Source organism: Curvibacter cyanobacteriorum, from assembly GCF_028649475.1.
Taxonomy (GTDB): domain Bacteria; phylum Pseudomonadota; class Gammaproteobacteria; order Burkholderiales; family Burkholderiaceae_C; genus Curvibacter; species Curvibacter cyanobacteriorum.
In genome coordinates this window covers 233,043-259,573 of sequence record NZ_JAQSIP010000005.1, presented here as the reverse complement: position 1 = coordinate 259,573, position 26,531 = coordinate 233,043, and the positions used below count along the sequence as shown (strand labels likewise).

22 protein-coding genes are annotated in these 26,531 nt (G+C 66.8%); 11 read left to right on the top strand and 11 right to left on the bottom strand.

From position 1 onward, the window contains the following. Positions 1-222: 222 nt before the first annotated feature. The 3 genes from gyrB to dnaA all read right to left on the bottom strand — a co-directional run bounded on the left by gyrB (position 223) and on the right by dnaA (position 5,654). Entirely contained in the window at positions 223-2,841 is a 2,619-nt protein-coding gene (gene gyrB / locus PSQ40_RS13110) for a DNA topoisomerase (ATP-hydrolyzing) subunit B (RefSeq protein WP_273951980.1), read from the bottom strand. Positions 2,842-2,953: 112 nt separating this feature from the next. Further along, positions 2,954-4,060 carry a DNA polymerase III subunit beta gene (gene dnaN, locus PSQ40_RS13105; RefSeq protein ID WP_273951979.1) on the bottom strand — a complete coding sequence of 369 codons (1,107 nt, stop codon included), beginning with the start codon at positions 4,058-4,060 and terminating at the stop codon, positions 2,954-2,956. A gap of 181 nt (positions 4,061-4,241) precedes the next feature. Further along, positions 4,242-5,654, bottom strand: coding sequence for a chromosomal replication initiator protein DnaA (gene dnaA / locus PSQ40_RS13100; RefSeq protein WP_273951978.1), 1,413 nt, complete (start codon positions 5,652-5,654; stop codon positions 4,242-4,244). 340 nt (positions 5,655-5,994) lie between these two features. On the opposite strand from dnaA, the gene rpmH reads away from it, so the two are divergent. The 7 genes from rpmH (at position 5,995) to PSQ40_RS13065 (ending at position 11,557) form a co-directional block, all read left to right on the top strand. Continuing rightward, positions 5,995-6,129 carry a 50S ribosomal protein L34 gene (gene rpmH / locus PSQ40_RS13095; RefSeq protein ID WP_006299042.1) on the top strand — a complete coding sequence of 45 codons (135 nt, stop codon included), beginning with the start codon at positions 5,995-5,997 and terminating at the stop codon, positions 6,127-6,129. Positions 6,130-6,165: 36 nt separating this feature from the next. Continuing rightward, complete coding sequence (locus tag PSQ40_RS13090; protein WP_273951977.1) at positions 6,166-6,708, top strand: ribonuclease P protein component; 543 nt, start codon at positions 6,166-6,168, stop codon at positions 6,706-6,708. Beyond that, positions 6,705-6,989 carry a membrane protein insertion efficiency factor YidD gene (yidD, locus tag PSQ40_RS13085; RefSeq protein WP_273951975.1) on the top strand — a complete coding sequence of 95 codons (285 nt, stop codon included), beginning with the start codon at positions 6,705-6,707 and terminating at the stop codon, positions 6,987-6,989. The genes PSQ40_RS13090 and yidD overlap by 4 nt, the downstream gene beginning before the upstream one ends. After that, positions 6,986-8,635 carry a membrane protein insertase YidC gene (gene yidC / locus PSQ40_RS13080; RefSeq protein ID WP_273951974.1) on the top strand — a complete coding sequence of 550 codons (1,650 nt, stop codon included), beginning with the start codon at positions 6,986-6,988 and terminating at the stop codon, positions 8,633-8,635. Before yidD ends, yidC begins: the two co-directional genes overlap by 4 nt. 74 nt (positions 8,636-8,709) lie before the next feature. After that, complete coding sequence (gene mnmE, locus PSQ40_RS13075; protein WP_273951972.1) at positions 8,710-10,122, top strand: tRNA uridine-5-carboxymethylaminomethyl(34) synthesis GTPase MnmE; 1,413 nt, start codon at positions 8,710-8,712, stop codon at positions 10,120-10,122. Between the two features lie 80 nt (positions 10,123-10,202). Next, on the top strand, positions 10,203-10,694 hold the full coding sequence (locus PSQ40_RS13070) for a Crp/Fnr family transcriptional regulator (protein ID WP_273951971.1): 492 nt from the start codon (positions 10,203-10,205) through the stop codon (positions 10,692-10,694). A gap of 68 nt (positions 10,695-10,762) precedes the next feature. After that, positions 10,763-11,557: a hypothetical protein gene (locus PSQ40_RS13065; RefSeq protein ID WP_273951969.1), complete on the top strand. Its 795-nt coding sequence runs from the start codon at positions 10,763-10,765 to the stop codon at positions 11,555-11,557. A gap of 69 nt (positions 11,558-11,626) precedes the next feature. Here the strand turns inward: PSQ40_RS13065 and PSQ40_RS13060 are convergent, their stop codons facing one another. Beyond that, on the bottom strand, positions 11,627-12,307 hold the full coding sequence (locus PSQ40_RS13060; protein ID WP_273951967.1) for a glutathione S-transferase N-terminal domain-containing protein: 681 nt from the start codon (positions 12,305-12,307) through the stop codon (positions 11,627-11,629). A gap of 384 nt (positions 12,308-12,691) precedes the next feature. Between PSQ40_RS13060 and PSQ40_RS13055 the strand changes: the two genes are divergently transcribed. Then, positions 12,692-15,382, top strand: coding sequence for a putative bifunctional diguanylate cyclase/phosphodiesterase (locus PSQ40_RS13055; protein WP_273951966.1), 2,691 nt, complete (start codon positions 12,692-12,694; stop codon positions 15,380-15,382). An 83-nt stretch (positions 15,383-15,465) separates the two neighbouring features. On the opposite strand, the gene PSQ40_RS13050 is transcribed toward PSQ40_RS13055, so the two are convergent. From PSQ40_RS13050 to PSQ40_RS13020, 7 genes are all read right to left on the bottom strand, one after another. Continuing rightward, positions 15,466-15,996, bottom strand: coding sequence for a GNAT family N-acetyltransferase (locus PSQ40_RS13050; protein WP_273951965.1), 531 nt, complete (start codon positions 15,994-15,996; stop codon positions 15,466-15,468). Further along, on the bottom strand, positions 15,993-17,663 hold the full coding sequence (locus PSQ40_RS13045; RefSeq protein WP_273951964.1) for an FAD-dependent oxidoreductase: 1,671 nt from the start codon (positions 17,661-17,663) through the stop codon (positions 15,993-15,995). Before PSQ40_RS13045 ends, PSQ40_RS13050 begins: the two co-directional genes overlap by 4 nt. Positions 17,664-17,733: 70 nt before the next feature. Continuing rightward, complete coding sequence (locus tag PSQ40_RS13040) at positions 17,734-19,290, bottom strand: polyamine aminopropyltransferase (RefSeq protein WP_273952046.1); 1,557 nt, start codon at positions 19,288-19,290, stop codon at positions 17,734-17,736. Positions 19,291-19,407: 117 nt separating this feature from the next. Continuing rightward, positions 19,408-19,629 carry a DUF350 domain-containing protein gene (locus PSQ40_RS13035; RefSeq protein WP_273951963.1) on the bottom strand — a complete coding sequence of 74 codons (222 nt, stop codon included), beginning with the start codon at positions 19,627-19,629 and terminating at the stop codon, positions 19,408-19,410. Between the two features lie 51 nt (positions 19,630-19,680). Beyond that, a complete protein-coding gene (locus PSQ40_RS13030) occupies positions 19,681-21,174 on the bottom strand; it encodes a DUF4178 domain-containing protein (RefSeq protein WP_273951962.1) in 1,494 nt (497 codons plus the stop codon). A 17-nt stretch (positions 21,175-21,191) separates the two neighbouring features. Continuing rightward, complete coding sequence (locus tag PSQ40_RS13025; protein ID WP_273951961.1) at positions 21,192-22,223, bottom strand: SPFH domain-containing protein; 1,032 nt, start codon at positions 22,221-22,223, stop codon at positions 21,192-21,194. A 132-nt stretch (positions 22,224-22,355) separates the two neighbouring features. Continuing rightward, on the bottom strand, positions 22,356-22,655 hold the full coding sequence (locus tag PSQ40_RS13020; RefSeq protein ID WP_273951960.1) for a flagellar basal body protein: 300 nt from the start codon (positions 22,653-22,655) through the stop codon (positions 22,356-22,358). A 470-nt stretch (positions 22,656-23,125) separates the two neighbouring features. Between PSQ40_RS13020 and PSQ40_RS13015 the strand changes: the two genes are divergently transcribed. The 3 genes from PSQ40_RS13015 (at position 23,126) to PSQ40_RS13005 (ending at position 26,504) form a co-directional block, all read left to right on the top strand. Then, positions 23,126-25,438, top strand: a complete 2,313-nt coding sequence (locus tag PSQ40_RS13015) for an NADP-dependent malic enzyme (RefSeq protein WP_273951959.1) — start codon at positions 23,126-23,128, stop codon at positions 25,436-25,438. Between the two features lie 156 nt (positions 25,439-25,594). Next, a complete protein-coding gene (locus PSQ40_RS13010) occupies positions 25,595-26,002 on the top strand; it encodes a ribonuclease (RefSeq protein ID WP_273951958.1) in 408 nt (135 codons plus the stop codon). 100 nt (positions 26,003-26,102) lie between these two features. Then, positions 26,103-26,504: a barstar family protein gene (locus PSQ40_RS13005; RefSeq protein WP_273951957.1), complete on the top strand. Its 402-nt coding sequence runs from the start codon at positions 26,103-26,105 to the stop codon at positions 26,502-26,504. The last annotated feature ends 27 nt before the right edge of the window (positions 26,505-26,531 follow it).

The following is a 26,531-nucleotide window of genomic DNA, read 5'->3' as shown; positions in this document are numbered from 1 at the left end:
TGGCCAGCCACGGCCAGCTCGAAGTGCGAGTATAGGAAACCGCCCACGCCCACAGGGACGCGTTCAGCCCACGGCATTCAGCAGGCTTGTTGACTGACTGGCTGAGCAGGGCAGCGGCATTCGCAGGGCACGGTGTCCGATGTCATCGGCCCCAAGTCAAACGCCCGGGGAACCGGGCGTTTTGATCAACGTCGGGGGCGGCTTGTCAGCCGCCCATCCCCATCACACATCAATATTCCCCGCCCTCAGCGCGTTGGTCTCAATGAAGTCACGGCGGGGTTCCACCTCGTCGCCCATCAGCATGGTGAACACGCGGTCGGCCTCAATCGCGTCGTCGATCTGCACGCGCAGCAGGCGGCGCACGTTGGGGTCCATGGTGGTTTCCCACAGCTGCTCGGGGTTCATCTCGCCCAGGCCCTTGTAACGCTGGCGGCTGGTGGTGCGTTCGGCTTCGGAGATCAGCCACTTCATGGCCTGGCGGAAGTCGCCGACCTTCTCTTCCTTCTGGCGTTCGCCCTCGCCGCGCACGGCCTTGGCGCCTTCGTTGAGCAGGCCCTTGAAGGTCTCGGCCGCCTCGGCCAGCGCGGCGTAGTCGGCGCCGTGCACAAAGTCTTGCGTCAGCACGCTGCTCTTGACGTTGCCGTGGTGGCGGCGGCTGATGCGCAGCACCGGCTTGTCGGTGCGCACGTCAAACTCGCCGGCCACTTCGGCGGGCACGCCGGTGGTGGTCAGTTCGCGCAGCTTGGCTTGCAGGCGCACGGCGCTGGCTTCGGCTTCGGCCACGCTGTCCAGGTTCAGGGCCACGCCGTCGGCGATGGCACGCAGGGCCTCGGCGTCCATGAAGTTGCTCAGGCGGGCGATCACGTTCTCGGCGATCTGGTGCTTGCGCGCCAGCTCGGCCAGTGTCTCGCCTTGCAGGGTTTGCGAGCTCGGGCCGCCAGTGGTGATGCTGGCGTCCTTGAGCGCGATGCGCAGCAAGAAGCCGTCGAGCGCGGGGCCGTCTTTCAGGTACAGCTCTTCCTTGCCGGCCTTGACCTTGTAGAGCGGCGGCTGGGCGATGTAGATGTGGCCCCGCTCGACCAGCTCAGGCATCTGGCGGTAGAAGAAGGTCAGCAGCAGGGTGCGGATGTGGGCGCCGTCAACGTCGGCGTCGGTCATGATGATGATGCGGTGGTAGCGCAGCTTGGCGACGTTGAAGTCGTCGCCACCGCTGTTGCCACCCGCCTTGCCGATGCCGGTGCCCAGCGCGGTGATCAGGGTCAGGATTTCGTTGCTGGTCAGCAGCTTTTCGTAGCGGGCTTTTTCGACGTTCAGGATCTTGCCGCGTAGCGGCAGGATGGCCTGGAATTTGCGGTCGCGCCCCTGCTTGGCCGAGCCGCCGGCGGAGTCACCCTCGACGATGTAGATTTCGCACATCGCGGGGTCTTTTTCCTGGCAGTCGGCCAGCTTGCCGGGCAGGCCCATGCCGTCGAGCACGCCCTTGCGGCGCGTCATTTCGCGCGCCTTGCGCGCGGCTTCGCGGGCCCGGGCGGCTTCGATGATCTTGCCGCAGATGATCTTGGCGTCGTTGGGGCGCTCTTGCAGGTAGTCGGTCAGCAGCTTGCTGACGATGTCTTCGACCGGCGCGCGCACTTCGCTGGAGACCAGCTTGTCCTTGGTCTGGCTGCTGAACTTGGGTTCGGGCACCTTGACCGACAGCACGCAGCACAGGCCTTCGCGCATGTCGTCACCGCTGACCTCGACCTTGGCCTTTTTGGCCAGTTCCTGTTCTTCGATGTACTTGTTGATGACGCGGGTCATGGCCGCGCGCAGGCCGGTCAGGTGGGTGCCGCCGTCGCGCTGCGGGATGTTGTTGGTAAAGCACAGCACGCTTTCGTTGTAGCCGCTGTTCCACTGCATGGCCACTTCGACGCCGATGTGGGTGCCGGCAATGCCGCCGTAGGTCTCGGCCGGGCGCTCGCCGTGGGCGTAGAACACATTGGGGTGCAGCACCTGCTTGCCCTTGTTGATGAATTCAACAAAGCCGCGCACGCCACCGGCGCCGGAGAAGTCGTCCTCTTTGCCGCTGCGCTCGTCCTTCAGGCGGATGCGCACACCGTTGTTCAGGAAGCTCAGCTCGCGCAGGCGCTTGGACAGGATCTCGTAGTGGAAGTCGTTGTTCTGCTGGAAGATCTCGGTGTCGGGCAGGAAGTGCACCTCGGTGCCGCGCTTTTCGGTGGCGCCGGTGACCCGCATCGGCGAGACCTCGAAACCGTCCACGGTTTCGAGCAGGCGGTTTTGCACAAAGCCTTTGGCGAACTCGATCTGGTGCACCTTGCCTTCGCGGCGCACGGTCAGGCGCAGCCATTTGGACAGCGCGTTCACGCAGCTCACGCCCACGCCGTGCAGACCGCCCGACACCTTGTAGCTGTTCTGGTTGAACTTGCCACCGGCGTGCAGCTCGGTCAGGGCGATCTCGGCGGCGCTGCGCTTGGGCTCGTGCTTGTCGTCCATCTTCACGCCGGTCGGGATGCCGCGGCCGTTGTCGGTCACGCTGATCGAGTTGTCGGTGTGGATGGTGACGACGATGTCGTCGCAGTGGCCGGCCAGGGCCTCGTCGATGGAGTTGTCCACCACCTCGAACACCAGGTGGTGCAGACCGGTGCCGTCGCTGGTGTCGCCGATGTACATGCCGGGGCGCTTGCGCACCGCTTCCAGGCCTTCCAGGATCTGGATCGCACCTTCGCCATAGCCTTCGGATGCGCCTGCCTGGTTGGTGTCAATCTTGGTTTGCGGCAGGTCGTTGAAGGCTTCGTTGGCGCTGGGTTCAGCGTCGGACAGCGGCTTGTTTTCTTCGGTCATGGTCGGTTTTTCTCAATCTCTTGATGAACCAAACCCGCGGTGAACAACGGGGTTCAACGCGGGTCAGGTTCAAGGGTGTGGCGTGGTGCGCAAGGCCAGGGGTTCCAAAGGCTCAGATGCGCATCGGCATGACCACGTACTTGAAGCTCTCGTTGTCGGGGATGGTCATCAAGGCCGAGCTGTTGGAGTCCGACAGCTCCACCTTCACCATGTCCTGGTCCATGTTGCCCAGGGCGTCGATCAGGTAGGTGACGTTGAAGCCGATCTCGATGGTGTCGCCACCGTAGTCGATGTCGAGTTCGTCCACGGCCTCTTCCTGCTCGGCGTTGCTCGACGCGATGCGCAGCGTGCCGGGCTCGAGGTTCAGGCGCACGCCCTTGAACTTGTCGCTGGTCAGGATGGCGGTGCGCTGCAGGCTGGCCAGCAGGGTGGTGCGGCCCAGCGTCAGGCTGTTGCGGTGGCCCTTGGGGATCACGCGGTTGTAGTCGGGGAACTTGCCTTCGACCAGCTTGGTGACGAACTCCATGCCGTCAAAGCTGAACTTGGCCTGGTTGTTGGCGAACTGCATCTCGATGCCGCCTTCGGCATCGGACAGCAGGCGCTGCAGTTCCAGCACGGTCTTGCGCGGCAGGATGACTTCTTGCTTGGGCACTTCGACGTCCAGCGTCGCCGAGGCAAAGGCCAGGCGGTGGCCGTCGGTGGCGACCAGGCTCAGGGTCTTGCCCTCGGCCACGAACAGGATGCCGTTCAGGTAGTAGCGAATGTCGTGCACAGCCATCGCGAACGACACTTGACCCAGCAGGCTCTTGAGGGTTTTCTGCGGCACGCTGAACACGGGGCCGAAGTTGGCGGCCTCTTGCACCAGCGGAAAGTCTTCGGCCGGCAGGGTTTGCAGCGTGAAGCGGCTCTTGCCGCCCTTCAGGATCAGCTTGCTTTGGCTCGACTCCAGGCTCACGGTCTGGTCGCCCGGCATGGTGCGCAGGATGTCGATCAGCTTGCGGGCGCCCACGGTGGTGGTGAAGTTGCCGGCATCGCCGTCCAGCTCCGCGGTGGTGCGGATCTGGATTTCCAGATCGCTGGTGGTCAGTTGCAAGGACCCACCGGTCTTGCGGATCAGCACGTTGGCCAGTATGGGCAGGGTGTGGCGCCGCTCCACGATGCCGGCCACCGATTGCAGAACCGACAGGACTTTGTCTTGTGTTGCCTTCAGGACGATCATGTCAACCTCTTGTTCAAGTTCTTTGCTGTGTCATCAGACGACGTTCGGGTGCTGGGCCGGTGCGGCGGTACCGACCTGCAACCTCCCTGCAAACACGCCATTTTCTCTGTTTTTCAAGGCCTTTTGATGCAGACGCTGCACTTGTGTGTCGGGCGTCACAGCCAGGGGGCCTGTGCGGGGTTCAGCCCTTGAGGGTTTGCTCCAGCACGTGCAGCTGCTGATTCAGCTCGGTCAGCTGCTGGCGTTCACCGGCGATCTTGCGCACCGCGTGGAGCACCGTGGTGTGGTCGCGCCCGCCAAACAGCTCGCCGATCTCAGGCAGGCTCTTCTGCGTCAGCTCCTTGGCCAGGTACATGGCAATCTGGCGCGGCCGCGCGATGCTGGCCGGGCGCTTCTTGCTGTACATGTCGGCGACTTTGATCTTGTAGTAGTCGGCCACCGTCTTCTGGATGTTCTCGACGCTGATCTGGCGGTTCTGGATGGACAGCAGGTCGCGCAGGGCCTCGCGGGCCAGCTGGATCGAGATTTCCTTCTGGTTGAAGCGCGAGTAAGCCAGGATCTTGCGCAGCGCCCCTTCGAGTTCGCGCACGTTCGAGCGCACGTTCTTGGCCACGAAAAACGCCACTTCTTCGGGCATTTCGGTGGCTTCGGCGCGCGCTTTGTTGATCAGAATCGCGACCCGCATCTCGAGCTCGGGCGGCTCGATGGCCACGGTCAGGCCCGAGTCGAAGCGCGACACCAGCCGCTCATGGATGTCGGCCAGGCCCTTGGGGTAAGTGTCGCTGGTCATCACGATGTGCGACTTTTTGGCCAGCAGCGCTTCAAAGGCGTTGAAGAACTCTTCCTGGGTGCGGTCCTTGTTGGCAAAGAACTGCACGTCGTCGATGAGCAGCAGGTCCAGCGAGTGGTAGCGCTCCTTGAACTCGTCAAAGGCCTTGCGCTGGTACGCCTTAACCACATCCGACACGAACTGTTCGGCATGGATGTAGAGAACTTTGGAGTCCGGCTTGTCGGCCAGCAGGCGGTTGCCCACTGCGTGCATCAAGTGGGTCTTGCCCAGGCCCACGCCCCCGTAGATGAACAGGGGGTTGTACAGGTGGCCGGGCATGCCCGCCACGTGCATGGCGGCAGCGCGCGCCATGCGGTTGGCCGTGCCCTCCACCAGGGTGTCGAACGTCAGGCCCGCGTTGAGCCGGTTCTTGAAGCCACCGGCCCCGGCGTCCTCGGCGGCCGCCACGGGTTCGGGGGCTTGGCCGGCTTCGGGGGCGCTGGGGGGCGTGAAAGACCTGGCGGGCTGTTCGCGCTGAGTGAGCGCTAACTCAACGGGCACGGCCTGGCCGTACAGGCGTTCCAGCATCTGGCTGATCTTGCTGGCGTACTGCGCCCGGATCCAGTCGAGCTTGAAGCGGTTGGCGACGAAGAGGGTGATCTTGGACAGGTCGTCCGGGGCCTGGGCCACCAGGGGCTTGATCCAGGTGTTGAATTGTTGTTCTGGCAGCTCTTGGGCCAGTTGTTCTACGCATGCTTGCCAGAGGCTGTGTCCTGCGTTCGGGAGGTCGCTCTCAGTGGCGCCGTTCAGGTTTCCCTCGGTCATTCTTGGTCTGTATTTCTGTGGATAGTCAATTGCGGACAGCGGGCGTGATTCTAGTTTGTCAAAGAGTTATCCACAACCTGAGCGGCCGATGACCCCGCGCGCTGGGGGCTCCTGGGCCGGGGCTGGTCAAAACCCTTGGTTTGTGATTGGGCTTGTGGATGACCGCAAATGTTGCGATAATCATTGGTTTCCCTGAAAGCGTTCAGGGCGATTTGATCAAGGCCCCGGGTTTGGGCGCCGTTGGTGAGGTGGTTTCAAGAGCGTCGCAAGGCGATTTCGGACCGGCCGCGCTGGCAGTGCATGAACGAATGGCCAGAACTGAACACTCAAGGAATTCATCATGAAACGCACTTACCAACCTTCCAAAATCCGCCGCGCCCGTACCCACGGTTTCCTGGTCCGCATGAAGACCCGTGGTGGCCGTGCTGTGATCAACGCACGCCGCGCCAAGGGCCGCAAGCGTCTGGCTGTCTAAGTTCAGCCCTGGCCTGGTGAACTCCGGGCTGCTCGCGTGCTAAGGCTCAAAACCCGCCCGCAGTTCCAAGCCGCGATGGCGGGCGGTACGGTGTCTCGCACGCCGCATTTCGCCTTGCACCGCCTGGCTTTGACGGCCGCTGCCCCGGCAGCCGCCGATCTGCCCCCTGAAGGGCCTGACGTCTCGCCTGAGCGAGAGAGTCAGGCTCTTTTTGTCGTTTCCGGTGGCCAACCCACGGTCTGGCTGGGGGCCATGGTGCCCAAGCGCTGGGCCAAGCGGGCGGTGACCCGCAACACCATCAAGCGCCAGATCTACCAGTTGGCCCGAGAGTTCGAGCCCCGCCTGATGCCCGCCGCCCATGTGGTGCGGCTGCGTGCTGGTTTTGACCGCAAGCAGTTCATCAGTGCCACCTCCGAGGTGCTCAAGCAGGCGGTGCGCACCGAGCTGACCCAGCTGCTGCGCAAGGCCTGCGTCCAGCCGGGCAAGCCGGTGGTCAAGCCCGCCGCCCCTCCGGCGGTCGCTGCCGCGCCACAGCCTGCGGCGGCCCATGCCCCCACGACTTCCACGGGTAACGCATGATCAAGGCCCTGCTGATCGGCCTGGTGAAAGGCTACCGCTTGCTGCTCAGCCCCTGGCTGGGCTCGGCCTGCCGCTTTGAGCCCACCTGTTCGGCCTATGCCCTGCAGGCTTTGGACCAGCACGGCGCGGCGGCCGGGAGTTACCTGACGGCCCACCGTCTGTTACGCTGCCACCCCTGGTGTGCGGGCGGCGCCGATCCGGTGCCCACGGAGCGGCCCCGCCTGTTCCGCACCCTGTGCACCCCCTCTTCCCAACATTCTTCGCAAAAGAAGTCTTCATGAACGACATTCGCCGCACCATCTTGTGGGTGATCTTCGGGTTCTCCATGGTCCTCTTGTGGGACAAGTGGCAGATCCACACCGGCAACAAGGCCACGTTCTTCCCCGGCCCCGCCGCCACCGCGCCGGCCGAGACCAAGCCGGCGACCCCCGCCGCAGCGGCCACGGCAGCGCTGCCGGCCGCATCCAGCGGTGTGGCCGCGGTGCCAGGCGCCGCTGCGCCTGCGGCCCCGCGTGAGCGCGTCAAGATCCTGTCGGATGTGTTCCAGCTGACCTTCGACACCGAAGGGGCCTCGCTGGTGGGCGTCGACCTGCTCAAGTATGTGGACCTCAAGGACAAGAGCCGTCACTTCACGCTGATGGCCGAAACCCCCGAGCAAGTCTATGTGGCGCAGACGGGCCTGCTGGGCGGCAGCTTCCCCACCCACAAGACCGCCATGACCCTGATGCCCGGCCCGCGCGAGCTCAAGGACGGCGACAACGAACTGGTGGTCCGTTTCGAATCGGGTGACCTCGGTGGCGTCAAGCTGATCAAGTCCTTCACCCTGCGCCGCGGCGCCTACGACATCGGCGTGCGCCACGAAGTGGTCAACACCGGCACCGCCCCGGTGTCGCCGCAGCTGTACCTGCAGCTGGTGCGTGACGGCAACAAGCAAGACGGCGATGTGCCGTTCTCGTCCACCTTCACGGGCCCGGCCGTCTACACCGACGCCCAGAAGTACCAGAAGGCCGAGTTCAAGGACATCGACAAGGGCAAGGTCGACATCGAGAAGCAAGCCAGCAACGGCTTCGTCGCGATGGTGCAGCACTATTTCGCCAGCGCCTGGTTGCTGGGCGACGGCATCCAGCGCGAGCTGTTCATGCGCAAGGTGTCCGAGAACCTGTACTCGGTCGGCATGATCACCCCGCTCAACACCCTGGCCCCGGGTGAGCGTCAAACCATCGACGCCCGCCTCTATGCCGGCCCTGAAGAAGAGAAGAAGCTCGAAGCCCTGACCCCTGGCCTGGAACTGGTCAAGGACTACGGCTGGCTGACCATCCTGGCCAAGCCGCTGTACTGGCTGCTGGACCAGCTGCACAGCTACATCGGCAACTGGGGCTGGTCGATCGTGGCCCTGGTGGTGCTGCTCAAGGCGGCCTTCTATTGGCTCAATGCCAAGGCGTATTCGAGCATGGCCCGCATGAAGGCCATCAACCCGAAGATCACCGAAATGCGTGAGCGCCTGAAGGACAAGCCGCAGCAGATGCAGCAGGAGATGATGCGCATCTACCGCGAAGAGAAGGTCAACCCGATGGGCGGCTGCCTGCCCATCCTGATCCAGATCCCGGTTTTCATTGCGCTGTACTCGGTGCTGTCGTCCAGCGTTGAGATGAGCAACGCGCCCTGGATCGGCTGGATCACCGACCTCTCGGTCAAGGACCCCTACTACATCCTGCCCCTGGTCATGACCGGCACCACCCTGCTGCAAACCTGGCTCAACCCGACGCCGCCGGACCCGATGCAGGCCAAGATGATGTGGATCATGCCCCTGGTGTTCAGCGTCATGTTCTTCCAGTTCCCGGCCGGTCTGGTGCTGTACTGGATCACCAACAACATCCTGTCCATCGCCCAGCAGTGGGTGATCAACCGACGACTCGGCGTCAACTGAGCCCCTCGGTTGCCGTGAACCCCCAGGCCGTCCAGCGCAAGTTGGGCGGCCTTTTTTGATGAAAGCCTTCGCCCATGCTGGCCCGCAACTCTGATCCAATCGTCGCCATTGCCACCGCCCCGGGCCGGGGTGCGGTGGGCATCGTGCGCGTCAGTGGCCCCGACGTGAAGTCCCTGGTCACCGCCCTGTGTGGCCGCGCCCTGCGCCCACGCGAGGCCACCTACCTGCCGCTGCGCGACGCCCAGGGTCAGGCCATTGACCAAGGGCTGGCCCTGCACTTTCCGGCCCCCCACTCCTACACCGGCGAGGACGTGTTGGAGTTGCAGGCCCATGGCGGCACGGTGGTGTTGCAACTGCTGCTGGCGCGCTGTCTGCAGGCCGCCAGCGAGATCGACCCCACCACGGGGCGCGCTCGCCTGCCCGGTTTGCGGGTCGCCCAACCGGGGGAGTTCACCCAGCGCGCCTTCCTCAACGACAAGATCGACCTGGCCCAGGCCGAGGCGATTGCCGACCTGATCGACGCCAGCACCGAAGCCGCCGCCCGCAGCGCCGGGCGCTCGCTGTCGGGGGCGTTCTCCCAGGAGATCGCTCAGCTGCGCGAGGCGCTGATCCACCTGCGCATGTTGGTCGAGGCCACGCTGGACTTTCCGGAAGAAGAGATCGACTTCCTGCAAAAGGCCGACGCCCAGGGCCAGCTCGACCGCCTTCAGGCCCAGTTGGGCCGTGTGCAGCAGCGCACCCGCCAGGGCGCCTTGCTGCGTGAAGGCGTCAAGGTGGTGATCGCGGGCCAACCCAACGCGGGCAAGTCGTCCCTGCTCAACGCGCTGGCCGGTGCCGAACTGGCCATCGTGACCCCCATCGCCGGCACCACGCGCGACAAGGTGGAGCAGACCATCCAGATCGAAGGGGTGCCGATCCACGTCATCGACACCGCAGGCCTGCGCGACAGCCAGGACGAGGTGGAGCGCATCGGCATCGAGCGCGCCTGGAGCGAGATCGCTGGCGCCGACGCGGTGCTGTTCCTGCACGACCTCACACGCGCCGCCCAGCCCGACTACCAGGCCGCCGACCAAGCCATCGAGGCCACCCTGAACCAAACCCTGGCAGCCCGGGTGCCGGTGCTGCAGGTCTGGAACAAGCTCGACCAGGTCAGCCCCGACCACGCAGCGGCCTACCAGGGCGTGCACCTGTCGGCCCGCACCGGCCAGGGCCTGGATGCGGTGCGGCAACAACTGTTGCAACTGGCAGGCTGGCAGTCGGCCCCGGAAGGCCTTTACATCGCGCGCGAGCGCCATGTGCAAGCCCTGCAACAGGTGGCGGGTCACCTCGACATGGCGGCCCGCTGCCTGGCCGCCCAGGCCCAGTCGCTCGACCTGCTGGCCGAAGAGCTGCGCCTGGCGCAGCAGGCCCTCAATGAAATCACCGGAGAATTCAGCTCGGATGACCTGCTTGGGGTCATCTTCTCGAAGTTCTGCATCGGCAAATAGTTGAAACAAATGTGTCCAAGCCCGGGTTTTGGCCTGGCTTGGCTTGTGCGCGATATGTAACGAGGTTAAGTTCGGGTGCCATGCAGACGGCGCATTTTTCTCCTTCTCCGGCGGGTATCCAGGGTCTGGTGCAAGCGGTGGCGCATGCCCCCCAGGACGAACGCCTGGACTTGGCCTTGAGTCCTGCCCAGTGGGAGGTCTTGCACAGTTACCTGGTGCCCCAAAGCCTCGGCAGCGGGCAGCTGCTGTTCGCACGGGGTGCGCAGGACCGATCGCTGTACTTTGTCGAGGCGGGCTCCCTGAGCGTGCACCTCGAGGACGACCAAGGCCGCATTCGCCTGGCCTTGGTGGGCGCGGGGTCGGTGGTGGGCGAGGGGGCGTTTTTCTCCCACCTGCCGCGTTCGGCCACGGTGCAGGCGGGGGCCGACAGTCGTTTGTGGGTGCTGACGGCCCTGCGCTTCACCGAGTTGGGCAACCGCCAACCGGCGATTGCACTGAGCCTCAGCCTGGGTTTGGGTGCGCTGATGGCGCGCCGTTTCAGTCAGCGTCGGCGCCGCGTGGCCAGCACCTGAGGGGCGGCTTGGGCCGCGAGGGAGGGCCGGTCGGCCCGGTGTGTCAGTTCAAAAAAGGATCAACAAAGATGTCCCTGTTCGCCTGGTTGTTTGGCCGCAAGACCCCGCGTCGCCCTGCCGCGGTGTCGGCGGCGCCGAGCACGGACAAAAGCCGCCCGGGTGCGGGCAAGCGCAGTCAGAAAGCCTGGGTCGATGTGGGCCCGGCCCCGGCCCCGAGCACCGTCAAACACAAGGCCGACCACAAGGCCGAGCGCCTGCAGCAGCGCGAGCTGCTCTACACCGTGGTGCGCGACACCATGGTCCGTGTGGGCGTGCTGTCCTCGCGTTACAAGTTCAAGGTGCTGTCGCTGGACTCGCATGGGCGCCAGTTCATGGTGATGATGGACGTGGCCCCCGAAGTGGCCGCCGACAGCGTGCGGCTCAGCGAGATCGAGGTGCTGCTGGCCCAGACGGCCAAGGCCCGGCACCAGATCCTGGTCACGTCGGTGTATTGGCGTGCCAACAACCAGGTCTCGACGGGGGTGTTGCCGCCACGCGGTGCGGGCGCCCTGTCGGCGGTGGGTTCGGCGACCGAGCCCGCGGCGCCGTCCTTTCCTTCGGCCGTGCCGGCCGCACCGCGGGCCCCCGCGGCCCAGGGCCACGCCGCCGCGCCGCGCTTTGAGCCGATCCAGGCCGAGGAGGTGGCGGCCTTCCACCGCGCCTTGGCCGAGATGGGGGCCCAGGCGCCTGCATTGGCGCAAAGTGTGCAGAGTGGGCCCCGCCTGGCGGGCCGTTTGACGGGCTTTGAAGACACCGAAATGCCCGAAGATGCCGACGATTCGCGTCCGCAGTCGCTCAGTACCACGCAATACGGCGATCTTTGAGCCACGGCGCCTGGCCGGAGCCCGCGCTTTGAACTGGGGCGTTGAGGGGCGCGCGGGGCGCGTCAGCGCTCAGAACAAGACGTCGGCATCGCCGGGTTGCCAGGCCGGGTACTTGTCCATCACCGACTCAAACAGTGGCCCGCTCAGGCCGCGACGCAGCCAGGCCCGCACGGCGTCCAGCCCACTGGCGCGGTCCCACCAGGCCGCATCGACCTGGGCAAACTGGCGCACAAAAGGCCACAGCGCCAGGTCCAGCAGACCGGGCTCGGCGCCCCAGACATGCGCCTGCCCATGGCTTTGCAGCTGGGCTTCCAGGGGGCGTAGCTGGCCCGCCACCGCCTGCTCACGCCAGTCCTGAGCGCTTTGGCTGGGGTGGCGTTCGGGGTATTTGTAACCGTCCAGGGCCCGTTTGAAGTCGCCATCGTTGGCGTGCAGCCATTGGGCTTCAAGGGCGACCTCGGCGGGGCTGCGGGGCTGCCACCAGCCGGCGGGGGCCTGCTTGGCAAAGGCCCAGCGCATGATCTCCAGGCTGTGCAGCAGCAACAGCCCCTGGGGCCCGTGCAGCACCGGCACGGTGCCGGCAGGGTTCAGCGCCAGCAACGCCGCCGGCTTTTGGCGCAGCACCACCTCGCGCAAACGCACCGGCAGGCCGCAGGCCCGCAGCGCCAGGCGGGCCCGCATGGCATAGGGGCAGCGCCGAAACGAATACAGCACAGGCAGGGTGTCGGCAGCGGCAGCAGGGCAAGTCATGGCGGGCGCGATGATAGCGCCCGTGCCCACCCTAAGGGGGCACCGCGTGGGACAGCCCCACGCCGGGCTCAGGCGGTTTGGGGACGGACGCCGGGGTGGGGCCGTTGGCCGCTGGGGGTGGGGCGGGCCCAGGGAGCCACCAAAGGCAGGCACCAGGCCTGGGCGGTGCGCGCCAGGACGGCGGCGGAAGTCGAGGGGGTCGCGCGGGACATCAAACAGGCACTCAAGGCGTGAACGAAAAACCAGCACTTTGGCGCCCGGCTGTGACCCCTTCATGACAGGGATTTCCCGCGCTTGCCCGGTCTGGAGCGTGACAGGTTGAAATTGTTGGTTACGATGGTTACACCCGGTAGCGCTTCTGCCGATGCCGGTCAGGACGCCGTCATGCAAATTCTCTCTGCCTCTGAAAGCTACCTGTTGGGCCGCCGTTTTGGCCGCCTGCTGGTGTGGGCGGCTGCCATGATGGCCCTGTGCTTTGTCGGTTTGACCGCGCTGTCGATCGCCCAGGACCGCCACAACACCCGGCGCATCGCCCAGGACACCAGCTACCAGATCACCGAGAACCTGCGCCAGCTCACGGATTCGGTGCTGGAGCAGGCGTCCTACAGCCTCGCAGGTCTGGCCGAGGCCCTGCTGAGCGCAGACAGCCACAGCCACGCCGGCCCGGCCGCCTGGGAATCCCTGCTGACCACCGCCATGCGCTACGACACCAGCAGCCAGGTGCTGTTTGTGCGGCGTGGCGAGCAACTGGTCGCCGTGGACCACCGCCAGCGCTTGTCCGAGGTGCGTTCCGAATTGAGCCGGCTCAAGCCGCCCGAGGTGGCGGGGCAATTGGCGCTCCACCCCCCGATCAGCCTCGACGGCGGGCAGACTTATGTGCTGCCCGCCTTGTTGCGTTTGTCCGGCGGCGCGTCGCCGGGCGAGTGGCTGCTGGGGGCGCTGATTCCCCTGCAATCGCTGCGCCCGCCCAGCCTCAACACCTCGGCCCAGGCACCGCTGGACCAGGCCGCCTACCTGCCCTCGGGCCTGGTGCTCATGCACACCCTGGGGCGCGAGCGCCTGGTGGGGCGCATGTCGGGCGAGTCGGCCCAGTTGGCCCAGCTGGCCAGCAGCGCACCCACCGGTGCGTTCGAGGCCCAGGACGCCCAGGGCCAGGGCCTGTCGGGCACCTTCCGCCGCTCGGACCGCTACCCGCTGCTGGTGGCCAGCATGCAGTCCGATGCCGAGGTGCTGGACCCGTGGCTGCAGCGCAGCGTGACCAAGGGGGTGCTGTTGTTGCTGTCGCTGACCGCCCTGGGCCTGGGGGTGCGAGCGCTGACCCGCATGCTGCGCGCTTTGGCCACCAGCGAGTCGGTGTACCGGCGCCTGTTCGAGGACGTGGCCGATGGGGTCATCGTGCACAGCCCGAGCGGGCGCATCCTCAACCTCAACGCGGCGGCGCTGCGCCTGACGGGTTTGCACGAGGCCGACGAGGTGGTGGGCCGCTCGATGGCCGAGTTTTTTCCGCACCCGGTGGACCCGGCCACCGGCCGCCCCAGCACCCTGCCCCAGACCCGCATCGAACGTGCCCTGGCGGGCGAGCACCTGCGCTTTGAATACAGCTTTGACGCCCCGCTGACCCAGCAGCACTTTGACTGCGATGTGCGCCTGTCCACCTTCACGCTCGAGGGCGAACCGCAGGTGCTGTGCCTGCTGCGCGACCTCAGCGAAGAGCGCCGCCACAGCCGCCAGCAGGAGTACCTCGCCAACCACGACCCGCTGACCGGTCTGCCCAACCGGCACAGCCTGTTGCGCCGCCTCGATGAGCGCATCGAACAGGCGCCAGGTCAGGCGTTTGAGTTGGTGTTCGTCAACCTGGCGCGTTTCAAGGAGGTCAACGAGGCCTTCGGCCACCGCGCCGCCGACATGGTGCTGGAAATCAGTGCCCGCCGCCTGGAGCGCCAGCTCAGTGCCCATGGCTGGACGCTGGCGCGGGCCGGGGGCACCGACTTCGCCGCCGCCCCGCCGCTGCCCGGCTACACCGGTCCCGCCTTGCCCACCGAAGCCATTTGCGAGCTGATGGTGCGGGTGGTGCGCGAGCCCATCGTGATGGGCGAAACCTCGGTCGAGCTGCACCTCAAGCTGGGCAGCGCCGACTACCCCGGCGACGCGCTGGACGCGGGTCAGTTGCTGCGCTGTGCCGACATGGCGGCCACCCGCGCGCGCACCGTGGTGGGGTCGCAGGTGCGCTACAGCAAGAGCTTCGAGAACGCGCCGGGCCATGATCTGAAGATGCGCTCCGAGCTGTCCGCCGCGATCCGCGACGGCCAGTTGCAACTGGCCTGGCAGCCCAAGCTGTGGCTGGAGAGCCGCGAGATCGAAGGCGTCGAAGCGCTGCTGCGCTGGCACCACCCGCGCCTGGGCTGGGTGCCGCCGTCGGAGTTCATTCCGCTGGCCGAATCGACCGAGTTGATTTACCCGCTGACCCGCTGGGTGGTCAGTGCCGCGCTCGACCAGATGGCGCTGTGGCAGGCCCAGGGGCAGCCGCTCAAGGTGGCCGTCAACATCAGCGCCAACAACCTGCAAGACCCGGACTTCACCGACCACGTCAAGGACCTGCTGCACCGCAAAAACGTGCCCGCCGAGTTGCTGGAGCTGGAGGTCACCGAGTCGGCCCTGGCCGCCAACCCCGAGATCGTGCTGCGGCGCCTGCAAGACCTGCGCGCTGCCGGCCTGTCGCTGGCACTGGATGACTTTGGCACCGGCTTCTCCAGCCTGTCCTATGTGAGCCAGTTCCCGTTCACCAGCATCAAGATCGACCGCAGTTTTGTCAGCGCGCTGCTGCGCAGCCCGCGCGACCGCCACGTCGCCGAATCGACCATCGCGCTGGGCCGCAAGCTGGGCCTGCGCACCGTCGCCGAAGGGGTGGAGGACGACGCCACAGCCTCGGCCCTGATGGCCCTGGAGTGCGACATCGGCCAGGGCTACCTGTTCGCCCGCCCCCTGATGGGCCAAGCCTTTGAGCACTGGCGCAGCGCACACGAGGCCAAGCTGGTGGCGGCCCGCAAGCAGGCCTCGGGCAGCCCGCTGCGCTGAGCCCAGCGGGCCGCGACCCATCGCGTGGGGGGCACCGTGCGGCGGCCTCGGCGGAGCGGGATCGCGGTCCGGTGCGGCTGCGCTCAGGCGGGCCGCGTCAGCACCTGCGCCCCGGGGCCATAGCTGGCCAATGCTTGCACGGCCTGGGCGGGCGGCGCGGCCAGCACGGCCCAGCCGTGCGCTTGCCAAAACCCCTGGGAACCTTGCACCGCGACCAGGTTCAGTTGCTGCAGCCCCAGGGCCTGTGCGTGGGCCAGCGCATGCGCCACCAGTTGCGAGCCCAGGCCTTGCCCCGCCGCCTCGGGGTGTACCGCGAGGTCATGCAGGTACAGGGTGTTGCCCTGCGGGTCGGGGGCAAAGCCCTGGTGCAGGGCCCCGATCGCGTCGGACCGGGTGCGGTAGGCCATCAGGTAGGCGCCGAGTTGCCTGTCCCGGAACGCGCCCCACACCGTGTCAGGGGCCTCCCGCAGGCGCTGCGCTTGCACCGCCGCGGGCTCCACCAAGCCCTCGCCGTAGGCGGCCACCTGCACGCGCATCAGCGCCGGCAGGTCGGTGGCGCGCAGCGGGCGCACGGTCCAGGCGGTCGGGTGGGCTGGGGGCTGGGCGGGGCTCATGCGGGCAGGCGTCCACGCAGTTGCTGGGCCACGGCGCGGCCTGCGTCGTGGCCGCGGGTGAAGGCTTCCTCGAACACCGAGTAGCCAGACCAGTCGCTGTGGGCCCAGCTGAGTCGGCCCTCGGCCAGCACGGCCGGGACGCTGGGGGCACGGCCGCGGTGGGCCCCGCCGCCCGGCAGGCGGCTCAGGTGCGCCAGCGTGCCGGGCACGGGCACGGCCATGGCGTGGCCATGGCGGGTGACCGAAAAGCGCTGGGCGGTGTCGAACAGGTCCGGGTGCGGCACCAGGTAGTCCTTGAGCAGCAGGTCGCGCCAGTGCGTCCAGGGCTGGGTCAGCAGGTCACGGCGGGCTGCCGCAGCGGTGCCCAGCGCGCTGTAGAAAGTCAGCACCGTGGGGCCGGGGCGGGGGTCCAGCCGCTGGTGGGCGGCGTTCACATAGCCCAGCCCAGCACTGCCATAGGCCACGTTGTCCCAGGCCGGGGCGGCACCAGGGCGGTCGGCCAGGGGCGCCGCCAGTTGCAGGTTGCCGACCACCCACGCCGCGTGCTGCCAGCGCAGGGTGGTGGCCTGCAGCCAGTCGGGCGCGGCGGTTTGCACGCGCGCCGCCACCGGCACCGGCAAGGCCACCACGCAGTGCGCGGCCAGCCAGCGTTCGACCCGCTGTTGCGCCACGTCCCAGACATCCACCGCCACTGCGTGGCGTTGGTCCTCGATGCGCAGCACCAGCCGACCGGTGTAGAGCGGGCCACCGCGGTGGCTGCCTTGCAGCGGCGCGGCCAGGCGGTCGACCAGCCAGCCGTTGCCCTCGGGCCAGGTCAGCACGCTGGACTCGGCGGCTTGCGCGGCCGCGTCGCTGCCGGGCGCCTGAAAGCCATGGCGGCTGGCAAAGTAGTGCAGACCGGCCCAGGCGGATACCTGCTCGGCCCCGGCCCCGTAGTCGTCGCGGCAGCAGTAGTCGAGGTACCAGCGCAGGCCTGCATCGTTCAGGCCCTGCTGGTTCAGCCAGTGGGCAAAGGTCTGGGTGTCCAGCGCCAGTTGCCCGGGGCTGAGGGTTTGCCGTGACAGCGGCAGGGTGTAGCGCTGCTGCTTTTGCTCTTGCGCCACCAGGCTGGCAAACCGTTGGTACTGGGCCAGCGCGGCCGGGCTCAGGTCCTGGCTGGGCAGCAGGCCTTCGTGCCATTCACCGTGTTGGTACAGGCGCTCCTGGGGGCTGTGGCACAGCGCCTGCTCGTCGTAGACCCAGCGACCGGCCTCGCGTCGGCGCAGGCCCAGTTCTTCGAGCAGGTCCTGCACCTCGCGCGCGTCGTCGCCGGGCACGGGCAGGTAATGGGCACCGGTCGGGCAGGCCAGGCCACCGAGTTCGCGGCCGCGGCTGTTGCCGCCGGGCTGGTCGGCCATCTCCAGCACGGCCAGGTCGTCCACGCCGCCCTGGCGCAAGGCCCGCGCCGCGGCCAGGCCGGCAATGCCGCCCCCGAGCACCAGCGCACTCACGCGGCGCGACACGGCCGGCGCGGGCCAGCGCTGGGGCTTTTCGCGCAGCAGGTGGCCGCGCTCGAAGCTGGCGCCTTCAAAGCCGCCGTCCAGTGGCGCGGCCGGGCGCAGGCAGCCGGCCAGGCCCAGGCTCAGGGCGCCGGCGGTGGAGGCGCTCAACCAGTCGCGGCGCTTCATGGGGTGACCGCACCAGGCGGCGTCCGGCCAGCGCGGGGGCCGAGGCCCATCAGGGCAGCACAGTCGCGGTTCAATGGTTCACCTTGCCCCATTCCTGCTCGTAGGTGTGCACCAGGATCTGGTTGGACAGCCGGTTCACGCTGGCCGGGACCGGCCCCATGTCCTGGGGAAAGTCAAACAGCAGCGGCAGCGTGGCGGTGTTCAAGAAGCGCAGGCCTGGGGGCAACTCGGTGGGCTGGCGCCAGGGTCGGCGGCTGGCCACCACAAAGCCCCATTCGCCGAAGCTGGGCACGTTGGCGTGGTAGGGCGTGGCGGTCAGGCCGGCCGCCTCCAGGGTGCGCACCACGGTCCAGAAGCTGCGGCGCGCCACCAGCGGTGAGGTGGTCTGCACCACGGCGTAGCCGCTGGCCGACAGGCGCTGGTCCAGCAAGCCGTAGAACGACTGGGTGTAGAGCTTGCCCAGGGCAAAGTTGGTGGGGTCGGGAAAGTCCACCACGATCACGTCAAAGCTGTCGGCGGTTTTTTGCAGCCACTGGAACGCGTCCTCGTTGACCACGCGCACACGCGGGTCCTTGAGCGATTGGCCATTGAGCTTGAGCAGGGCCGGCTGGGTGCTGAACAGTTCGGTGATGGACGGGTCCAGGTCGACCAGGGTGACCTGCTGCACGCTCGCGTACTTGAGCACTTCGCGCAGCGCCATGCCGTCGCCCCCGCCCAGGATGGCCACGCGCTGCGGCCGGCCCTGGGCCGCCATCACGGGGTGCACCAGGGCCTCGTGGTAGCGGTACTCGTCGCGCTCGGCAAACTGCAGATTGCCGTTCAGGAACAGCCGGTGCCCCTGCGCCCCGCTGGTGACCACGATGCGCTGGTAGGGCGACGAGGCGGTGTACACCACACGGTCCTGGTAGAAGCGGTCTTCGGCCAGGCTGGTGATCTGCGAGGCGCCCGCCATGCCGCCCAGCAGCACGATCAGCACGCCGGCACAGGCCAGCGCGTGGGCGCGCAGGCGCCGCAGCTCATGGCGGAACAGCCACAAGGCCCAGCACGCCACCGCGGCGTTCATCAGCCCAAACAGCAGGCCGGTGCGCACCAGGCCCAGGTAGGGCACCAGCACCAGCGGGAAGGCCAGTGACACCACCAGCGCCCCCAGGTAGTCAAAGGTCAGCACCTGGGCCACGAGTTCCTTGAGCTGCACATCGCGCTTGAGCAGGCGCATCACCAGCGGGATCTCCAGCCCGACCAGGGTGCCCACGCCCCCCACCAGCCCGTAGAGCACAAACCGGAAGGCCCCCGGCAGGTAGGCGCTGGTCAGGAACAGCACCGCCGGCAAGGTGCCGCCCAGCAAGGCCACCAGCAGTTCGATGCGCAGGAAATGCGCGCTCAGTTGCCGCTCCAGGTAGCGCGAGGCCCAGGAGCCCAGGCCCATGGCGAACAGGTAGGTGCCAATGATGGTCGAGAACTGCAGCACCGAATCGCCCAGCAGGTAGGACGCCAGGGTGCCTGCGGCCAGCTCGTACAGCAGGCCGCAGGCGGCCACCACGAACACGCTGGTCAACAGGGCCAGTTCAACCGGTCGGGGCCGCGGGCCCCGCGCGGGGTCTTGGCCGTCGGGCTCGCGCGGCTTCAGCTTGGGCTGGCGCCGCCCCAGGGGGCGCCAGGCCACGTCGGACACGGGGGCGGGGAGTTCAGGTCGGAGGCTCAAAACAGTCCACAGTCTTTAAAACACGCAGGCGCCAGGCACGGCTCAGCCGTGGATGGCGGCCGCCACAATCAGGCAGATGCCCAGGGCCATCGCGGCCACCACCACGCCGAGGGCGAGGTTCTGCTTTTCCACGATCTCCTGCCACAGGTCGTAGGGGGTGAGCTTGTCGATGATGACAAAGCTCAGCCAGAACATGCCCACGCCCAGCAGGGCGAACACGATGGAGCCGATCAGGGCACCGGGACGAAGCCATTCAAGTTCCATGGAAATCTCCTGAGTTGCTGAGCCCACGGGGGTCCGCGGGGGATTGGGGGTTCATTTGTGGCTGCCCCCACCGCCCGAGTAGCCGCCATAGGCGCCCCCGGTGCTGCGGTAGCTGCCGCCGTTGTTGCAGTTCTCGACCGCCGGGTCGCAACGCGAGCACCGGCTCAGCAGCAACACCAGCACGATCAGCACCACCGCGATCAGGATCAGCGTGCCACAGCCCAGGCCGCGCAAGGCGCCCGTGGGGCCGGCGTCGCCGCGTTGAAAATCAGCGGCCTTGTTGGCCAGACCAAAGGCTTTGGCCACCAGGGCGGCGTCCAGGCGGCTGCCGCTGGACCAGGTCTGCTCGCCCGGGGTTTGCTCCAGCGACAACAGGCCCTTGGCGCTGCTGTAGTCGCGGTGGCTGCTGCGCTGGCCGCGCGCCACCGGCCAGTAAAACTCGCCCAGCGCGTAGGTGGTTTCGGCGTCGTACTGGTACTGCAGATCGTAGCGGTTGCCCAGGTACGTGGCGCTGCGTGCGCCCGCCCCCAGCGAGGGCGCGCCCGTGATCGGACGCACCAGGCTCCAGCCTTCTTCGGTGTCGACCAGGAAGCTGAAACCGCGCTGCCGGTTGTAGAGCAGGTACTCGCTCCAGCCAAAGGACTCATCATCGCCGGGGCTGCGGCCCATGCGGTGCTGAAAGCCCACCACCTGCCAGGCGGTGCCTTGCAGCGTGCCCTGGCTGCCCAGCGCGATCTGTGGCGCGACGGGTTCGTCTTGCAGCGCGTGGCGCAGCTCGCCCGCCACGCCTTGCGACACATCGATCAGGCTGTGGCAGCTGCCGCAGCTCAGCGTCTTGGTGTTGGCCAGGGTGATCTCGACGGCCGCCCCGCAGTGCGGGCAGTTGAACTGGCGTGCGCTTTCCTCTTTGGCCGATTCGCTTTTCAGGCCGCTGAGCTGCAGGTCCTCCAGCGCCACCGAGCGGCCCTGGCTGAACGCGGGTGGGGTGCGGCTGTAGTCCAGGCTCAGCACCTCGCCCTGGTCGCTGCGCAGCTCGACCATGCCAAAGCCGAAGCCCAGCGGGGGCATCTTGGGCAGCTCGCCCTGGGCCGAGATCAGGCTCACCTGGCCGTTGAAGGCCACGGTGTAGGGCTGGCCCTCCACCGCGGTGGTGGCGCCGACCCGGAACGCCGACGCGGCGGGCATGTCGCGTTGCAGCTCGCGCGGGCGGGCCATGACATAGGCGCCGTTGTCCTCGCTCAGAAAAGCCTGGCTGCCGTCGTCAAACCAGGCCACCCACTCGGTCCACACGCCGGTGGGCGACTGGTATTGCAGCCGCCCGATCAGGATGAAGGCCTGGCCCTGGTAGCGGCCGCTGGCGTGCAGTTGCAGCGGGCTGTGGTCGTCAAACAGTTCGGCCATGCGGCCCAGGCGCGACAGCACCTCGCCCTGCCGCACCACCGTGCTTTGGCAATAGGCACACACCGCGTGCGTCGACTGGGCACTGCGGAACTCAACGGGCGCGCCACACCCAGGACAGGGCGCGCGGTAAAAACGCTCTGCCACGATCGGTCAGATCGCGGTCAGACGAGCTTCTTCAGGAGTTCGGCCTTCTTGGCGTCGAATTCTTCCTGAGTCAGGATGCCTTTGGTCTTCAGGTCGGCCAGCTTCTCCAGCGTGGCCATGACCTCGTCGGGCTTCATGCCCACGGCAGCGGCGGCTGCGCCCGCCGGGGCCGCTTGCAGCCCGGCCTGGAGGTTTTGCGCCAGCACCTGGCCCAGCGCCACCCCGGCGCCCAGGCCCATCGCATCGCCCGCCACACCGCCGCCCTGGCCTGCCCCTTCGGCGAACTTGGGGATCGCCTGGGCGGTCTGGTACTGCATGAACTGGCCCATGTTCTGGCCCACCATGCCCATGCCGATTTTTTGGTCGAGCACCTTTTGCAGGTCCTCGGGCAGCGAGATGCTCTGCACCGTCAGGGCGTCGAGTTGCAGGCCCAGTTGCTGGAACTCGGGGGCCAGTTGCTGCTGCAAGGCCTGGGCAAAGCGCTGTTGCTGGGCCGCCAGGTCGAGGAAAGGCACACCGCTGGCGGCGATCGCCTGGCTGATGCTTTGCAGCACCAGGCCGCGCAGCTGGCCGTCGAGCTCGGCCACGCCGTAGCGCTCGCGCGTGCCCGACAGCGCGGTGTGAAAGCGCCGCGGGTCGACCAGGCTGAAGCTGTAGTTGCCAAAGGCGCGCAGGCGAACGGCGCCAAAGTCGGCGTCGCGCACCGTCACCGGCTGGGGCGTGCCCCATTTCTGATCGATCTGCTGGCGCGTGCTGAAGAAATAGACGTCGCTCTTGAACGGCGAGTCGAACAGCTTGTCCCAGTTCTTGAGGTTGGTCAGCACCGGCAGGGTCTGGGTGCTGAGGCGGTGCGTGCCCGGGCCGAACACATCGGCCAGCTGGCCTTCGTTGACGAACACCGCGATCTGCGATTCGCGCACCACCAGCACCGCGCCGTTCTGGATTTCCTGGTCGGCCATGGGGTAGCGCCAGGCCAGGGTGCCATCCTGGTCCTCGGTCCATTGAATGACATCAATGAACTGTTTCTTGATGAAGTCCATCAGTCCCATGGCGTTCTCCTGCGCGGTGTCGGAATCTAGGTGGTCCAGATGATACCCGTGCCCTGTGCCGTCACAGGGGCTCGCCGCGGGGCGCTGTCGGAGGGGGGCGCCGCCGAAGCCGGAGGCGCTGCGCGCGCCGCCTCAGGCGCGCACGTCGAGCAGGGCGCCCATCATCTGGTCCTGCGTCTTGAGGGTCTTGAGGCTGGCCTGGAAGCTGTAGCTGGAGGCCATCTGCGCCACCATGTCCTCGGGCAGCTGGCTGCCCGCCTGGCTGGCCCGCGTCACACTGGTCTGGGTGCCGCCACCGCTTTGTTCCTGCTGGCTGACCAGCTCGCGCCGAAAGCCCTCGGTGTTCTGGTTGGCGATGTTGTTCGCCGACGAACTCTGCCGCTGCAAGGCGGCCTGCATGCCCGACTGGGCGATGGCGCTGATGCTGGACATGGGAGGGCCTCGGGACTGTGTGGGGGAGTTGGGCCCCCATTATCGGCGTTGCCCCCGGTTTGGCCAACCGCGGGTGACGCACCAGCGCCGGCATCCGGGGGATCGGGTGCGCGGGTCGGGGGCGGTCACCGGGGGGCGCTGCGGGCGCTGAGGGCGGGCTCCGCGCTTCAATGGCCCCAGTGCTGTCAGGGGCAAATCACCGGGCCCGCCACTCGACAGCCCGACCCGGTGTCCAGCCAGGGCCCGCGTTGGGAGGGGCTTTGGCGGGCTTTTGCTCGGAAGGGACATCAGACGGGCGCAGAATCCCCTTGGGTCTTTTGTGAAAAAGTCAAAACCGAAACACCTAATTACGCAGATTCACCTACTAGGGTTTTCCCGTGGCTGAGTCTACAATCGCCAACCCTTGCGAGTACGGACAGACCGCCGCTGGTGTGCGGAACGCGCCCTTGCAAGCCAGTAGGAGACATTTGATGCCCGACAACACCCAGGTCAACAAAGAAGAAAAGCGCGCTGAATTGCGACGCGCGGCACTGGAGTACCACGAGTTCCCGACCCCCGGCAAAGTGGCCATCGCGGCCACCAAGCAGCTGGTCAACCAACACGACCTGGCCCTGGCCTACTCGCCCGGCGTGGCGGCCCCTTGCGAAGAAATCGTCAAGGACCCCAACGCGGCCTTCAAGTACACCAGCCGCGGCAACCTGGTCGCCGTGATCACCAACGGCACCGCCGTGCTCGGCCTGGGCAACATCGGCCCGCTGGCCGCCAAGCCCGTCATGGAGGGCAAGGGCGTGCTGTTCAAGAAGTTCGCCGGCATCGATGTGTTCGACATCGAAATCGACGAGCAGCAAGACCTCGACAAGCTGGTCGACATCATTGCCGCGCTCGAGCCCACCTTCGGCGGCATCAACCTCGAAGACATCAAGGCCCCGGACTGCTTCTACGTTGAGCGCAAGCTGCGCGAGCGCATGAAGATCCCCGTCTTCCACGACGACCAGCACGGCACCGCCATCGTGGTGGGGGCGGCCCTGCTCAACGGCCTGAAGGTCGTGGGCAAGGACATCAAGGACGTCAAGCTCGTCACCTCTGGCGCGGGCGCCGCCGCCCTGGCCTGCCTGAGCCTGCTGCTCAAGCTGGGCCTGCCGCGCGAGAACATCTTCGTCACCGACTTGGCGGGCGTGGTCTACGAAGGCCGCACCGAGCTGATGGACGAGGACAAGATCCAGTTCGCCCAGAAGACCGAGGCCCGCACGCTGAGCCAGATCATCGAAGGCGCCGACGTGTTCCTGGGCCTGTCGGCCGGTGGTGTGCTCAAGCCCGACATGGTGGCCAAGATGGCCGCCAAGCCGCTGATCTTTGCGCTGGCCAACCCCACCCCCGAAATCCTGCCCGAGGAAGTCAAGGCGGTGCGCGACGACGCCATCATGGCCACCGGGCGCACCGACTACCCGAACCAGGTCAACAACGTCCTGTGCTTCCCGTACATCTTCCGTGGCGCGCTGGACGCGGGCGCCTCGACCATCACGGTCGAGATGGAGATCGCCGCGGTGCACGCGATCGCCGAGCTGGCCCAGGCCGAGCAAAGCGAGGTGGTGGCCGCTGCCTACGTGGGCCAGCCGCTGGCCTTCGGCCCCGAGTACCTGATTCCCAAGCCCTTCGACCCGCGCCTGATGATGAAGATCGCGCCGGCCGTGGCCCAGGCCGCTGCCGACAGCGGCGTGGCCCAGCGCCCCGTCAAGGACCTGGACGCCTACCGCGAGAAGCTGCAAAGCTTTGTCTACGCCTCCGGCACCACCATGAAGCCCATCTTCACGGCCGCCAAGATCGCCGCCAAGAAGCGCGTGGCGTATGCCGAAGGTGAAGAAGAGCGCGTGCTGCGCGCCGCCCAGATCGTGGTCGACGAGGGCCTGGCCCGCCCGACCCTGATCGGCCGCCCGCTGGTGATTGCCGAGCGCGTCGAGAAGTTCGGCCTGCGCCTGAAGGAAGGTCGCGACTACGACGTGGTCAACGTCGAGAACGACCACCGCTACCGCGACTTCTGGCAGACCTACCACCGCATGACCGAGCGCAAGGGCGTGACCGTGCCGATCGCCAAGATCGAGATGCGCCGTCGCCTGTCGCTGATCGGCGCCATGCTGCTGCACAAGGGCGAGGTGGACGGCCTGATCGCGGGCACCTGGGGCCACACCGCGCTGCACCTGAACTACCTGGACCAGGTGATCGGCAAGCGCCCGGGCGTGAGCACTTACGCGTGCATGAACGGCCTGCTGCTGCCCGACCGCCAGGTGTTCGTGGTCGACACCCACGTCAACTACGACCCGACCGCCGAGCAACTAGCCGAGATCACCATCATGGCGGCCGAGGAGATGATGCGCTTTGGCATCAAGCCCAAGGCGGCGCTGCTGTCGCACTCCAACTTCGGCAGCAGCAACCAGCCCAGCGCGGTGAAGATGCGCCAGACGCTGGAGCTGCTGCGGGTACAGGCGCCGTGGCTGGAGGTGGATGGCGAGATGCACGGCGACGTGGCACTGGATGGTGCAGCGCGCGATGCGCTGATGCCGCACAGCACCTTGTCGGGGAGCGCGAACCTGCTGGTGATGCCCAACATCGATGCAGCCAACATCTCGTACAACCTGCTGAAGACGGCGGCGGGCGGCAACATCGCGATTGGCCCGGTGCTGCTGGGTGCAGCGCAGCCGGTGCACATCCTGACGGCCAGCACCACGGTGCGCCGCATCGTGAACATGACGGCGCTGACGGTGGCCGACGCCAACGTGGGCCGGTAAGCGCTTTGCTCAGAGCGAGCGCTAACTTTTTGGTCCGTTAAACGCCCTCGCGGCTGCTCAAATTTTGAGCAGCCGCTTGCATTTCAAGGGTAAATACGTCAAACTCACGCCTTGAAATTTTGGGGTTTACCCGAGGTTTCTGAAAGGTGTAATTTCATGCTGCAAAACGTTGCCGCCAGAACAAGCCGGTTTTCAGTGGCTTGTCTGATGATGGCAGCGGCCCTCTTCGGCACTGCTTTGGTGCATTCCCGAGAGACGCCCGCAACCGATGGCTTGCCCACGGTCACCCTGGCGGAGTTGCCTGCCCAGGGTCGCGACACCTACCGCCTGATCCTCCAAGGAGGGCCCTTCCCTTACGAGAAGGACGGCGTGGTCTTTGGTAACCGCGAGCGCATTTTGCCGCCCTACAAGCGGGGGTATTACCGTGAGTACACCGTTCGGACACCCGGGTCGCGTGACCGGGGTGCCCGGCGCCTGGTCTGCGGCGGTTTGCAGCCCACGGCACCGGAAGCCTGTTACTACACCAGTGACCATTACGCGAGCTTTCGCCGCCTTGTCGAATGACCCCCGAAGCCACCGGTTTCCAGTCAGCGGTCGCTGCAGGTCCTCGTGTCCTGGGCGGCGGTTGGCCTATTTTTTTGACCTTAGAGAAAGAGACGCGGAGATGGATACGCCACTTCGTACCGTTCGAACCAACATCGTTCAGTCGATTCGGGCCTTTCGGGTACAGGACCTTCAAGATGCCGCCCGGCACCTGGGTCAGCATTTTTTGTATGCCAATCTGGCCAACGCGCAGTCCAAGCAAGACGTGTTGGACATGATCGCGGCCCAGTTCACCTTCCCCTCCCATTTCGGGAAGAACTTTGACGCGCTGTACGACTGCATGACAGACCCCTTGCATAAATCGGGCCCGCAGCCTGGTTTTGTGGTGGTGCTGGAGCAGATCCCTGCGCACGCCAAGTTCGACAAGGAAGCCCGCGAGCAACTGCTCGACATCTTCCGCGACGCTGCCGACTACTGGGCCGACCGCAAGATCTCTTTCCGCTGCTTCTATTCTTTTCTGTAGCCCGTTCTGCACAAGCTGGCCAAGCAG